This is a genomic window from Neobacillus sp. Soil_C_43, assembly GCF_057656715.1.
In genome coordinates this window covers 83113-97165 of the sequence record NZ_JBDGJV010000006.1, presented here as the reverse complement: position 1 = coordinate 97165, position 14053 = coordinate 83113, and the positions used below count along the sequence as shown (strand labels likewise).

At 37.3% G+C, this 14053-nt stretch carries 12 protein-coding genes; 3 read left to right on the top strand and 9 right to left on the bottom strand.

What is annotated here, in order from left to right; translation table 11 throughout:
- Positions 1-53 precede the first annotated feature (53 nt).
- Together AC3A54_RS10465 and AC3A54_RS10460 are read left to right on the top strand one after the other, a co-directional pair.
- Positions 54-908: a TetR/AcrR family transcriptional regulator gene (locus tag AC3A54_RS10465; RefSeq protein WP_487654414.1), complete on the top strand. Its 855-nt coding sequence runs from the start codon at positions 54-56 to the stop codon at positions 906-908.
- 123 nt (positions 909-1031) lie between these two features.
- Positions 1032-2633 carry an MDR family MFS transporter gene (locus AC3A54_RS10460; RefSeq protein WP_487654413.1) on the top strand — a complete coding sequence of 534 codons (1602 nt, stop codon included), beginning with the start codon at positions 1032-1034 and terminating at the stop codon, positions 2631-2633.
- 55 nt (positions 2634-2688) lie between these two features.
- Here the strand turns inward: AC3A54_RS10460 and AC3A54_RS10455 are convergent, their stop codons facing one another.
- Complete coding sequence (locus AC3A54_RS10455; RefSeq protein ID WP_487654412.1) at positions 2689-3492, bottom strand: RDD family protein; 804 nt, start codon at positions 3490-3492, stop codon at positions 2689-2691.
- Between the two features lie 136 nt (positions 3493-3628).
- Between AC3A54_RS10455 and AC3A54_RS10450 the strand changes: the two genes are divergently transcribed.
- Positions 3629-4609, top strand: a complete 981-nt coding sequence (locus AC3A54_RS10450; RefSeq protein ID WP_487654411.1) for a stage II sporulation protein M — start codon at positions 3629-3631, stop codon at positions 4607-4609.
- On the opposite strand, the gene AC3A54_RS10445 is transcribed toward AC3A54_RS10450, so the two are convergent.
- The 8 genes from AC3A54_RS10445 to trhO form a co-directional block, all read right to left on the bottom strand.
- Positions 4587-5945 (bottom strand): DUF58 domain-containing protein, encoded by a 1359-nt coding sequence (locus tag AC3A54_RS10445; protein WP_487654410.1) that lies wholly within the window; start codon positions 5943-5945, stop codon positions 4587-4589. The genes AC3A54_RS10450 and AC3A54_RS10445 overlap by 23 nt on opposite strands.
- A complete protein-coding gene (locus AC3A54_RS10440; RefSeq protein ID WP_487654409.1) occupies positions 5896-6825 on the bottom strand; it encodes an AAA family ATPase in 930 nt (309 codons plus the stop codon). The genes AC3A54_RS10445 and AC3A54_RS10440 overlap by 50 nt, the downstream gene beginning before the upstream one ends.
- Positions 6822-7964 (bottom strand): DUF4350 domain-containing protein, encoded by a 1143-nt coding sequence (locus AC3A54_RS10435; protein WP_487654408.1) that lies wholly within the window; start codon positions 7962-7964, stop codon positions 6822-6824. The genes AC3A54_RS10440 and AC3A54_RS10435 overlap by 4 nt, the downstream gene beginning before the upstream one ends.
- A 7-nt stretch (positions 7965-7971) precedes the next feature.
- Positions 7972-8622, bottom strand: a complete 651-nt coding sequence (locus tag AC3A54_RS10430) for a DUF2975 domain-containing protein (protein WP_487654407.1) — start codon at positions 8620-8622, stop codon at positions 7972-7974.
- A 27-nt stretch (positions 8623-8649) separates the two neighbouring features.
- Entirely contained in the window at positions 8650-9564 is a 915-nt protein-coding gene (locus AC3A54_RS10425) for a hypothetical protein (RefSeq protein ID WP_487654406.1), read from the bottom strand.
- 246 nt (positions 9565-9810) lie between these two features.
- Positions 9811-11046 carry a CapA family protein gene (locus AC3A54_RS10420; RefSeq protein ID WP_487654405.1) on the bottom strand — a complete coding sequence of 412 codons (1236 nt, stop codon included), beginning with the start codon at positions 11044-11046 and terminating at the stop codon, positions 9811-9813.
- 122 nt (positions 11047-11168) lie between these two features.
- Complete coding sequence (gene pepF / locus AC3A54_RS10415; RefSeq protein WP_487654404.1) at positions 11169-12956, bottom strand: oligoendopeptidase F; 1788 nt, start codon at positions 12954-12956, stop codon at positions 11169-11171.
- A gap of 119 nt (positions 12957-13075) precedes the next feature.
- The gene (trhO, locus tag AC3A54_RS10410) at positions 13076-14020 is read right to left on the bottom strand and encodes an oxygen-dependent tRNA uridine(34) hydroxylase TrhO (protein WP_487654403.1); all 945 of its coding nucleotides are present in this window, start codon (positions 14018-14020) and stop codon (positions 13076-13078) included.
- Positions 14021-14053 lie beyond the last annotated feature (33 nt).

Below are 14053 nucleotides of genomic sequence, written 5' to 3'. Positions count from 1 at the left end.
AGAAATAAAGTTGTTTTTAAATAGTATTATGCTGTTTAATTGGAGGGTTTATTTTGAATGAGAAGGAAAAATTAATAATTGAATCGGGAATGAAACTTTTTGCAACGAAGGGATTCTCCTCCACTTCAATTCAAGAAATTGCAACTGATAGCGGTATATCTAAAGGAGCTTTCTATTTACACTTCAAATCTAAGGATGAGTTATTATTTGCAATACTTGAGTATATCTTTGAGACAGTTCATTCAAACATCCTGAAGTTCGAACATACAGATTTACCATCGCGTGAAAGGTTTTGTAAGCAGCTATCCTCTCTCATGGGGACCTTCATGGGACATAAAGAATTTTTTATCATGCTTTCAAAAGAACAAGCCATACCTCGAAATGATGAAATAAAAAAGCTATTATTTAAAAAGCAATCCGAAACACACCAGCTTTTTCGAAATGGATTAGTGTCCATCTATGGAAAAAATGTCGTGCCATTTTCAACGGACCTTTCAATGATATTAGAAGGACTATTTCATTCCTATATGAGGCTAATCATATTTGAACCAGCTGAGTTTGAATTAGAGGGTCTAACACAATTTCTTATGAGAAGAATGGATAGCATTGTAAAGGATATTACTGCTGAAAAACCATTTATATCTGAGGAGAAATTGGAAAAGGTAATTCAAAAATCCATGGACCTATTTGGTAGTACAGATATCAACGAAATTGTACAAAAAATGAGAAATGAATTAGAGCAGTTCGAAAATAAGGAAGCACTAGAAATATCAATTGACGTATTAGAAGAGGAAATGAAGCGAGAGAATCCTAGAAAACCGGTTATTAAAGGAATGCTCACAAATTTTAAGGAAGTCGAGTCATTTAAAGGGTATGTGAGAGTGATCTCTTCCTTTTACAATCTTTAAAATGGTGGAGTTTAACATGCCTAATGCACGCTATTGACTGACTGGACATTCAGAGGTATAATTTCTGACTGAGAGGTCACCCATAGATGACAATATAAAACCAACTAGATTGGAGAAAAAAAGATGGAAATACAACAAAAAGGGATCAATACACGATTAGTCATAACTGGACTAATTATCGGTATGTTCTTTAGTGCTCTTGAACAAACAATTGTAGGAACTGCCATGCCTACGATTATTGCTGAACTCAATGGATTTAAAATTTTTGCTTGGGTGACAACAGCCTATATGATAACGTCGACAACCATCGTACCTGTTGTCGGTAAATTATCAGACCTTTATGGCAGGCGTTTTCTTTATTTACTTGGGACCATAATCTTCATTATTGGTTCTGGTCTATGTGCAACAGCTACTTCCATGGAACAATTAGTCCTTTATCGAGGTCTTCAGGGACTTGGCGGTGGGATGATTATGCCACTTTCACAAACTATTATTGGGGATATTTTCACAGCAGAACAACGTGCAAAATGGCAAGGAATATTTGGCGGTCTCTTTGGATTAAGTTCCGTCATCGGTCCTTTCCTAGGCGGACTTATTGTGGATCATATCAGTTGGCATTGGATTTTCCTTATTAATGTACCTTTCGGATTATTGTCTGCTTTATTGATTTTTGCTGGACTTAAACATGAAAATGTTGGGAAAAAGGATAAGGTAAGTATCGACTACTTAGGTATTGTTACCTTGATACCAGCAATCGTTTTATTGTTGCTTGGTTTAACCTTTGGTGGCGATAAGTTTGAATGGCTGTCAACGAAATCTTACTTAATTTTTGGCGGAAGCATTGTGCTGTTTATTCTCTTTGGCTTTATTGAGAAAAAAGCGGAAGAACCGATTTTAGATCTTTCTTTGTTTAAAAATAGAATTTTTGCAACGATGAATGGGTTAGGGTTCTTGTTAGGTCTTGGAATGTTTGGGGCCATTATGTTCGTTCCAATGTTTATGCAAGGAATTTTAGGTGTTTCTCCCACTCAAGCGGGCTCGACAATGACACCTATGATGATCGCTATGATCGCTGCCAGTGTCATTGGCGGACAACTGCTCCTTAGATTCACTTTCCGTACGGTGTTAACAGCTGGTATGTTACTAGCATCTGCTGGGTTCTTTTTAATGAGTACGATGGGACTTGAATCTAGTGAGTTTACTGCCTATGCATATATGGTTGTTTTGGGGTTAGGTATGGGTCTAGTCATGCCTACATTGATGATTGCTATTCAGAATGAATTTCCAAAATCTCAGCTCGGAACGGTTACTTCGGCATCCACCTTCTTCCGTTCGATTGGTGGCACGATCGGAATCACCATTTTAAATTCTGTTATGAATCATTCATTAGGAACAAAAATGGTTGAATCTGCAAATAATGCAGATAATCCAATCGCCCAGGCTGCATTAACCAAGCTTTCTGAAAAAACGGATGTATTATTTGGTTTATTGATCAACCCTGGTTTGTTAAAATTGCCAAGTGACATTCAAAAGATGGTTATTCATGGTATTCAAACTGCATGGTCAGAATCGTTTACAACTGTATTTTTATCAGGTCTTATCTTTATTTCGATTGGAATATTAGTCGCGTTATCTGTAGGAAAAGGACGTATTAAGAGAGATAAAGAACTAACTGAAGAAAATGAACTTCAAGCTAACATACATGGGCAGGAAGCAACTGAATAAAGGTATAGAAAAACCTCGGCAGCTTCACACATGCCGAGGTTTTTCTTTCCATTTTTTATAATTCAAATTCCCATTCATCCTTAAGAATCAAATAAAGGACAAGAAGCGTATTTTCTAACTCCTCTTCCGTTTTCCCTTCTGTCTCTAACCTGATTTTGGGTAATAGAATATCTGCAATTTGTTTAGTAAAATCATGCCTGTCATTTAACGATAATTGATGAAATCGGCGGGAGTATGTACTGATAAGCTTCCATTCTTTCATACCTAAAGAGTTCAATGACCAAGCATCTATAGACAGGTCATTTACTGTTAATCCTCTGGCTTGTATTTCCTTCTCAATGGGTGAAAGTTTTCTTTTCATTTTTGCTTTCCGTTCATGAACCACCATAGTCCCCGCAACAATATCTCCAAGCCTTTTATGCTTGGAATGGAAAAAAATCATGATCATACCAAGAAAATAGCTAACTGGCAATGAGTCAACAATGCGCATCAGGTTTCGAATAAAGCTCGAAAGCAACGTGATACTGTGACCATTTTCCTGAATGACTCGAATCCCTATTAATTTCTTCCCAATCGTCCGTCCCCCTGAAAAGAACTCAAAAGCGAAGAAGTACCCCCCATTCAAGATAAACAGGAGAATCATTGTAATAGCAAGAGGAATGGAATTATCCATAATAAAAAACGGCAAGGATGACATTCCACTCATAACTACGAAGAAGACAACTAAAATGATGACATTGATGATCATTAATAGTAATTGATCAATGATAAAAGCTGCTGACCTGCTTCCCAATCCTGCCAGCTGAAACTGAAGGGATACGTATTCAGGTGTTTTTATATCTAAATGGTCTCCATTCAACAGGAATCCCCCATCTCTATCTAGAATATTTCTATAGCTGTTTCAATTTACTAACAAAATTACTATAATTAGGTGCATATGAAAGTTTAAATAGTATGATAACTTTACAAAAATGCCAAACCAAGAAGGTGTCAATATGAATGTTAAGCAATTTGTTAAAAAGCACCGTGATGAGTGGAACCAACTAGAACTTTTGGTTACTTCTATAAATAAAAGTAGAAAAAGAATTACCGGTGAGACCATTATTCAATTTCATCAGCTTTATCAAAAAGCTGCTCAAAATCTTTCGTATAGTCAAACATACTTTCCTAATGATGATGTTACCTTTTATCTAAATGGATTAGTAGCGAAATCACATAACCTTATGTATAAGGATCAAGTATCGAGTATGAAGCAAATTCGTTATTTTTTCAGCACGAAGTTTATTGGATTATTAATCGAACAATGGAGATTTGTTGTCGCTGCCATGATTCTTTTTACTATCGGTGCCATTGGCAGCTTTCTATCCGTATTGAATGATCCCTTACATATTTATTCCATTCTCCCAGCAGAAATCGCTCAAGGAGTTGACCCTGAACAACTTGGAAATGGACATGGTGCGGTTGATTCCTCGGTAATGTCAGCAAGTATAATGACGAACAACATAAAGGTTGCCATTTTAGCCTTCGCTGGAGGAATCACATTTGGTCTTTTGACAGTTTATTTACTTATCTATAATGGCATCATCATTGGTTCATTAGCCGCACTTTTTTGGCATCACAATAAGTCCTATGATTTTTGGGCCTATATCGTTCCACATGGAATGATTGAGCTTACAGCCATTTTTATTGCTGGCGGTGCTGGTTTATTAATGGGCTATAAGCTCTTTGTTCCAGGCCATTTTTCAAGGGGCTTTCAATTGAAGCAGCAAGCGATACGATCTGTTCAGCTACTGCTTGGTACAATCCCATTATTTGTTATTGCTGGAATAATCGAAGGCTTTATCACACCAGCAGCCATTTCATTAGAAGCTAAGTATATGGTTGCTTGTTTAACTGTGCTTGGTTTAGTTCTATATGTTGTTATAGGTAAGCTCTTACTCATAAAAAATCAGCCTACAAAAGGTTTTGATTCATAATGTCGATATACTGAGATACTGCAGTAATCGCCAATTTTTCCTCTGGGGCCTCAATCATTTGGAGGCCCTGCTTTTCCCACTTGATTTTCTCCCTCTTCTTAAAAAGTAACTGCTGTTGGGCCATACTTTTTACCATGGCAGTATGTACATCCTTAGGTTCTTCGTTCCTTCTTTTTAAAAGGGTCTCATCTTCAATACCTACCATTAAAAACATATGACGTTGCCTAAGACGCTTTAGATATGTAAGTGCACTCTCCTCATGTAGAAAGGTGCGAACATCACTAAATAAAAGCAAGAGACTTCGTTTTTTTTGTACCGTTTCTAGGTACTGTAGTACTGAAGCATAATTAGATTCGGTTGCTTCGACATTTATATCATAGACGGCCTTTAGAATCACTTGTAAATGAGCCATCCCTTTGGCAGGAGGCACAAACACCTTTATCTTTTTTGAGAAAGCAAGGACAGAAACATAATCGCCTTTTTTTAGTGCAGCCGCCGCTACAGTTAATGCAGCCTCTAACGATTTTTCTAACCGATTTCCCTTTTTTAGTTCTGCTCCCATCATTCGTCCGCAATCAATTAATAAAGTAATATACTTTCCATGCTCCGGTTCATAATCATTTGTCATTACTTCTTGTAGCTTTGCAGTTTGACGCCAATTGATTTTTCGCGGATCGTCGCCTACTACATAACTTCTTATTTTTGAAAAATCACCCACACCACTTCGATGTTTACGAATTTGCAAACCCTCATTCACAAGAAACCTTTGTGCATTGGCTAAAAATTGCTTTGTCTCTGTTAAATCTGGTATCACTTTTACTGAGTCATTCATCTCTAGAGTAATCTGTTTCTGCCATAATCCAAGGAAACTATTATAGCGAAAATATAATTTAGAAACATCATAATTTCCTCTTTTTGTAGCTGTCATTTCATAGGTTACCTGTACAGTAGTTTTTCTTGGTATCTCACCCAAGAGGGGAAACGATGTGATGAATGACTGTGGTAATCCATCAATTATTCGATAGGTAAGAGGCCAGCTTGATGCATTTGTTACCTCGATCACTGTCTTATAATTCAAGCCTCTTTCTAACTCCTCTGGTAAAGATCGTTTAAAAGTTAATTGAGCCTTTTTAGGAGAAAAAAACAAATCAAGGAAACTCGCTACTATCATCATGATATCAACCGTAATAATAGATACCCATGATATTTCTAATACGCTGCCAATTACCAACAGAATCGATAAGATCATCACAATGAGAATAAATCTTTTCGTTGGAAGAATCCCTCTATCTTGGAACAGGAACCGACCCCACAAGCTCTTCAATGATTTGGTCAACGTTTGCTCCCTCCAATTCCACATGTGGAGATAACTGTATTCGGTGTCTTAAAGCTGGCTTTGCCACCATTTTGATATCATCAGGCGTTACATAATTCCGACCATGTATGTATGCCCAAGCCTGAGCTGCTTTCCCAATAGATATTCCAGCACGCGTGCTTGCCCCAAAACGAATGGAATCTGACTCCCGTGATCTCCTGACAATCTGCATAATATAATCTAAGACATTCTCTCCTACTGTAACTTGCTCAATTTCTTGTCTAATCGTTTGAAAAGAGTTCATATCTAGGAAGTGTTCTACTTGATTTTCAACAAATCGCTTTTCAATCACTTGTTGTAATACCTTCTTTTCCTCCTCAAACGACGGGAAGTTAATTTGTAGTTTGAAGAGGAAGCGGTCCTGCTGTGCTTCTGGCAACGGATATGTACCTTCAAATTCAATTGGATTTTGGGTGGCGACGACAAAAAATACTTCCGGCAATATATACGTATCACCTTGAATCGTCACTTGTTTTTCTTCCATCGCTTCTAACAAAGCGGCCTGTGTCTTTGCAGGTGTGCGATTGATTTCATCTGCTAGGAGAATATTTGTAAAAATAGGTCCCTTTAATGTTTGAAACGTACTTTCTTTCATGTTGTAAATGGTACTTCCGGTAATATCACTTGGAAGTAAATCAGGCGTAAATTGAATCCTATTAAAGTTTCCTCCAAGGAGACTCGCCAGTGTCCTTACCATTTGTGTTTTACCAGTACCTGGAACTCCTTCTAGAAGGACATGTCCTCCAGCTAAAACAGCAGACAATAAGAGTCTTAGATTGAGTCCTTGACCTAAAATTCGTTCTTCATATTTTTCTAAGAAGGATGTTAAAACAGTTTTCATCCCTCATTCACCTCTTTCCTTAATCGATCAAGCTTTTTAGACCAAAGCAAAAATTCTTGTTTACTCAGCTTTTCTTTTTCTAATATTATTTCTAATCCGTTTATAAAGGAATGAATTTCACTACTCGGCATTTGCTTCCATTTCTTCTCCAACAAACTAATGGAATCCTTCCACTCTTTGCTATATGGGATCCGCCAATGTTCCTGTAGCAAGTGTTTCACATAATCAGCCTGAATCCTAATGGAGTCTTGATACCTACTGCCACGTAAATACCAAGCGGTCAAGGCTTGAATTCCCTCATCACTAAATCGAACAGATTCTTCTCTTGGGGTAAAAATAGGTCCAAAGCGTTTTCCTTTATACCAAAGCCAAAGAACCATGATGAGAATGCCTTGTAACAGCAATATTAAGAACCACATTGGATATACCGCTAATTGGCCAGCTGTACTTTTGCCAGTATGCAGGTATTCATCAAACAATATGTTTTGAGGTTTAGCTTCGTCTAAGAGGCTTAAAATAAGTGGCAAATGATCATGGTTTAACAGCTTACCATTTGTTATCCATTCAGGTTCAATAGTAACAATTAACTGACCTTGTCCATACGTTCGTTTTAGTGCAACAGCTCCTGCAGCATCATTTAGTAAAAGCTGATCCTTATCCGTGGGATATAATCGAATAAATGAGTTTATTTCTGCCTTAAAGGAGACATGATTTTGATTTGTCACACTCATTAAGTCCTTAGATGTTGAAGGAGACTCTTCAAATGGCCCAGTGTTTAAATCAAACATTCCTTTTGGATTGTTTTTAAATAATAAAATGGTATTTCCAGCTTTCATAAAATCTAAATAAGCTTTCGTTTCTTTTTGATCTGGAGTAAAAAACGGTTCGACCATAACAAGAAGTTGATTGCTTTCTCCTTTTGGCAGTAGGTCAGGGGAATAAGACCAGGTTTTTCCTCCTATTTCATTCTTTACATATGTATAAAATGCCTTCACACCGGTTGGCGCAGGAGAGTCAGAAACGTAACTTGGATAACTCTTCGGCTTTTGCGAATAAATGAAAAAACTTATAAGAATAAATAAAAGGAGTAAAACAGTCAGCCCAATCCATGAACGGCTAATAGTTGGAAGTTTTTTCAAAGCTCTCCTATCTCCTTTCTCCAAGGTGTTCAACTTCATGTTCAGCAAGCCATTGGTTAATTTCTTTCGAAAATTTACTATATTCTTCTTTGATCACTTTTCTTTCACCATAAGTCACTTCATCAAAAAAATTGGCTAGGAGGAAAAATTGGTCCGCTCTCTGTTGCTGTATTTTCCCAAGTTCTTCATAATACTCCCAATTTGTTTTCCAAATCCTTGCTTCAAGCCATTCCTTATCATGAAGAAATAAAAGTAAGGCCAAAAATAAATGACGGGTTGAAAGTGTGTATTCTCCCAGTTCTTCCTGTTTTTTCGCCTCTTCTATATGTTTTTGATAGGACCAATTCATTTCCTTTAATGATCGCAGAGGCTTTTTTTCTCGAAACGTCCGGTTCCGTCTAATGTTACGTACCATAAAAAATGTAAAAATTAACATAAAAAGAAAAACTACTACGATAATACCAATAAGGACGGGTCCTGAAGCGCTACTTGCTGATTCCATGGTAGGAAACAGCTTAGCCAATTGGTCAGCGACCCATTCCTTTGCTTTTTCCCACCAGGTCTCTATCAATCCTTTGGTATCAGTTTGGTAGACTCTATATTCTTTACGGTTTAATATATTTTCCAACGTGTCACGAGCTTTGCTTGGATCAAGCATTTTCATCACCTAGCTTACTTTAGGTATTTACTTTACCAGGTTATAATCATCAATCATTTCTTTTAAATCATCGGCATCATGTCTCAGCTTTAAATCAAGATACATGACACCATAGCCAACTGTAAAAATCAAGGTTGTAAATAGAGTTGCAATGTTTGAAATAATGCTTAATAGTACACTATTGCCTAAAAAGAGACCAAAGGTCATTTGAACAGCGAAACCGATACTTGAAATAATCAAATAAAATACGAGATATAGCCCCACTAATGGCCATGTCCTCTTTTTCGTCAGTCTCCAGCTTCTGGCCATCCCTGGTGATTCTTTATCTAATACCACAGAACCAAAATAAAAGCTCCAACGAGTCAAAAGCAGCCCAACTCCAACTGCACAACCCAAAAACAATAAGATGGCACCTAGTATACTTATTACAGGATGAATTTCAACGCCAATAACTACTACTAAAGTAATAATTAAAATCGGAACTAAGATGATAGCAAAAACGATCAATCCAAATAAAATGCTGCTTCCAATCATCGGCCAAAATCGGGAAAAGGCCTGTTTAATAACAGAACCAACCGTATATTCTTCATTTCTTCGCACATGATCAATCGCAAAGAGAATAGCAGCCTCAGCCACCGGACCTAGTATGAGGCTAATCAGTCCCACCAAAATCACGCCAACGTCTGCTCCCAAACTGCTTGAGTCAAGTGTTCCTGTTTCTTCAAAGCGAGATAGCATTTGTTCATACCAAGCACCACCAGAACCAACTGCTCTAAAAAAACTAGTTCCAGAAGCCAACTGGACAATAGCTTCCAGTAAATATATAGGTCCCATTATTAATAGTAGAATACGGAAAAAATCCTTAAAGCGGCTTTTACTTATACTAAAGGTATGATCAAGAATCTCGCCAAATCCTTTTGGTTTATTAAACTTTGTATCCAATTTGAACCCTCCTAGTATGAAATGGCAAACCTTAATTTTGGGCTATGTTAAACATGCCTGTTTATTTCCGCTCCAGGCACGAGCGGTTCGCGGGCGTGCCGGGGAGCCTCCTCGTCGCTTCGTTCCTGCGGGGTCTCCCCTGCCCCGTACTCCCGCAGGAGTCTTCGTGCCTTCCGCTCCAATCAACATTGTCTATAAAACAACATAGGCCTTTAACACAGCTTAATTTAAAGAGTTAATTATTCGTTACTTTTTTGCAACCTGGTCTTTATTTTCATATACTAACCAATCAGAGCCATTAATTTTATTTGAAGCATCAATTATCTTGTTCTTCACACGGTCGTGCTCAGCACCTGTTAATAAAGTAGGTTGATAGTTATTCCTTGAGGAAACAGATGATATAGAAAATGGAACGACATTAATTTCTTTTTGGTCTGTAAGAACCCCATTCTTCAAATGAAACGTTTGTTGATACACAAATGTGTCCTTATCTCTTGGGTTTCTATTCCCACCAAACATGAAATTCCCAAGACTATAGACAATAAACTTACCTTTGTATTCTTCTATACCTTGTACAACATGCGGATGATGACCCAATACCAAATCCGCACCACTATCGATGGTAAAATGGGCTAATGACTTCTGTGATCCTTCTGGTACATAATGCCCCTCATTTCCCCAATGATAATGGACAAGAATAATCTGCACACCCTGATTCCTTAGGTTTTTAATATCCTGAGCCGTTCTATTGCGAACTTCTGGAGTGTCATTCCAGCCTTCATATCCTATAGCGCCAATTTTCACACCTTTAACCGTTGTTATAAATTGATGATCGTAACCAAAATAACCGATTTTTTGATTTTTCAGTGTATTAATTGTATCAGTATACCCTTTATCAAGGTAATCATGGATATGATTGTTTGCTAGATTGACAGCCTCAATCCCACCAAGCTCTAAAATTTGTGCGTACGATGGGTCACCTTTAAAGCGGAAAGTCTTCTGTGCTTTTTGGGTAGCATTTGTTAAGGTTGTTTCTAGATTGACAGTTGTGAGATCGTCATTCTTAAAAATATCATTTAATCCTTTTACAAAATAAGGCAGACCATTTGCGGAGGCCGTCTTGACAAAGGAATCGCTATAAGTAAAGCTTTCATCTGTTCCAAGCGTAAAATCACCGGCTGCGCTAATTTTAATACTAGTTTCTGTAACAGGTTCAGGAGTAGCAGTTTGGTTATCTTCTGTTTTTTCTTCCTGTTTAGTTTCTTCCTTCGTCTTAGCTTTTGTAACCTGCTCCGTTCGTACGGGCTCTTTTTTCACTAATTTTGAAGAAGCTTTTTCTGAGTTTAAGCCAATGAAATAATACGTTCCACCGGAAGCAATCAAAATTAAGAGGATCATGAGGATCATATTCCGTCTTTTTTTTGGAGATCGATGGCGCAGTAATCTGGTATCTGTCCCTTTTTTATCTGACTCTTCATTCATAAATGCAATTAACCCCTTTAATATTTTTCTAACTTTCTTAATTCTATAACAAATTCTTACAATACTCTATTAAAAAAAAGTGATCCCCTAATAAAAGGAAAGATCACAGTTTTTTGGTAAATTTACAGTTTGGAGAACTCTTCAACTAATTCTTCAAATTTCTTTAATGAGTTTTCAATTGGATATGGTGACGTCAAATCTACACCAGTCTTCTTCAATAACTCTAATGGATAATCGGAACTGCCACTCTTTAAAAATTCCAAGTAGGATTGAAGTGTATCCTGGTCACCTTCAAGAATCCTTGTGGCCAAATGAATCGCTGACGCAAAACCAGTTGCATACTTATAAACATAAAAAGGACGGTAAAAATGAGGTATTCTTGACCATCCATATTTCACTTCCTCATCAAAAACAAGTTCATCCCCATTGTATTCTCTAAACAAGCTTTCGTATGTTTGATTAAATACCTCAACATTAAGCGGTGTCCCTTTTTCTGCCATCTCATGGGTTATCTTTTCAAACTCAGCAAACATCACCTGTGTAAAGAAAGTACCCTTAAATTGATCAATAAAATGATTGAGCAAATGTTTGCGAGCCTCTACATTCTGCTCATTATTTAATAAATAATTAATTAAAAGCACTTCATTAACTGTAGAAGCTACCTCTGCTACAAAAATGCTATATCTCGCCGTTATTTGTGGCTGATGCTCGGAACTAAGTCTGCTGTGTACTCCGTGACCGCATTCATGCACTAAGGTAAATAAACTATCCAAATCATCCTGATGATTTAAAAGGATAAAGGGATGCACCCCATAGACACCTAAATTGTAGGCACCAGATCGTTTGCCAGGCGTTTCCCGAACATCGATATATCTAGCATCCTTAAACTCCTTAAGAATTTGAATATATTCCTCTCCGAGCGGAGATAATGCCTTACACATGGTTTCATAAGCTTCCTCATATGAGATTACTTGCTTCACTCCACTTACAAGTGGAACACTCATATCGTATTGGCGAATTTCATCTAGCTTTAATTTTCCCTTACGGATTTGTGTATATCGATGCAATGGTGCAATATTCTTTTTTGTTGTTTGTATTAAGTTCTCATATACATCCTTCGGAACTTTATCACCAAATAAAGACTTTTCAAGTGCAGATGGATATTGACGTATTTTAGCTAAAGTAACATTATTTTTAATGGCAGCTGCAAGAGTGGATGCAATGGAGTTTTTTAATTGAACATATGGCTGATAATATGCCATATAAGCTTCTCTTCGCTTATCACGGTTTTCATTCTCAATGAGCTTTGCATACATTCCCCTGGTTAACTCTACACGTTCCCCGTTGTCATTCGTTACATCTCCGAACTTAATGTCAGCGTTATTAATCATCCCAAACGTATGACTAGGAACAGACAATGCATCACCTAATTGTGATAGTAGTTCTTCCTTTTCCTTACTAAGTACATGTTTCTTATAGCGAAAGGATTCCCATAAATCTTCTGCAAAGTATTCTAGCTTTTCTTCTTCTTCCAAGTATCCTTCTAAAGTTGTCTCATCTAAGCTTAATAAATAAGGCATAAAGAATGAGGTGGAGGAGCTAACCTTCACACTGAGTTGTTTCGCCCGCTCTAATAGAGATTGGGCATTGGTATCCCTTGTATTTTCATCCACTGATAACATGGCATAGGCGTACAACTTATTAAAATGGAACGATAAAACCTCTTTTTGCTGGAGATACTTATGCAAGGTGGGGCCATCATTTATATTTCCGTCATAATTCTTCAATTGTATAGCAAGTTGTTCCACTAATTGATACTCTTCTTCCCAGTTACTAACATTCGTATAGATATCTGCAAGATTCCACTTCTCATAAACGGGTACTTCTTTTCGACTTGTATAGGTTTGCATATAAAACTCCTTCCTCGAAAATCATTTTCACAATTATATACCATAAGTGTCTAAATATCCCTTTTTTCGAAAAATAAAAAGCAGGTCAGCTAATAATCTGACCTGCTTCTAATTATTTATTACTTAAGAGCCATTAATCTTTCGTTGACCTCTTCTTCGCTTAATCCATGTTGCGCAACATAACGGTTTCTTGGGTGAACCCTGCACTCATGTGAACAGCTACGTAAATGTTTGTGCTCGTTTTCTTCTGAACATAAGATTTTTCGGTTACATTCTGGATTTGCACAGTTGACATAGCGTTCACATGGCTCTCCAGTGTAGTAGTCTTTTCCTACCACCACATGCTCTTTTTGATTTACAGGGACACTAATACGTTCATCAAACACATAGAGTTGGCCATCCCAAAGATCTCCCTGTACTTCTGGGTCTTTTCCATAAGTAACAATACCGCCATCAAGCTGTGATACATCTTCAAATCCCTCTTGAAGCATCCAACCTGAAAATTTTTCACAACGAATGCCACCAGTACAATAAGTAAGAATCTTTTTACCTTCAAACTGTTCCTTATTCTCTCTAATCCATTGCGGAAGATCACGGAAATTTAAGATATCCGGCCTAACAGCTCCTCGGAAATGTCCTAAGTCATATTCATAGTCATTTCTAGCATCAATAACCACAGTGTCTTCACTCTGCATTTGTTCAAAAAATTCCTTCGGTTTTAAGTGTTTCCCTGTTAAAACATTAGGATTGATATCGTCCTCTAGACGTAAAGTAACCAACTCTGATCTAGAACGTACCTTCATCTTTTTGAAAGCATGTTCAGATGCTTCATCTATTTTAAAAATTGTACCGGAAAACAGTGGGTGCTTCTCCATGTATTGGATATAGGCATCTGTTTGCTCAATAGTACCGGAAACAGTTCCGTTAATTCCTTCTGCAGCAATAATAATTCGGCCTTTTAAGCCTACCTCATTACAGAATTGGCGATGTTCATTCGCTGTTTCTTCAGGGTTCTCTATCTCAACATATTTATAATATAATAACACTCTATATTCTTGACTCATATTTACCACCTTGCACTTTCCTATAATAAAACG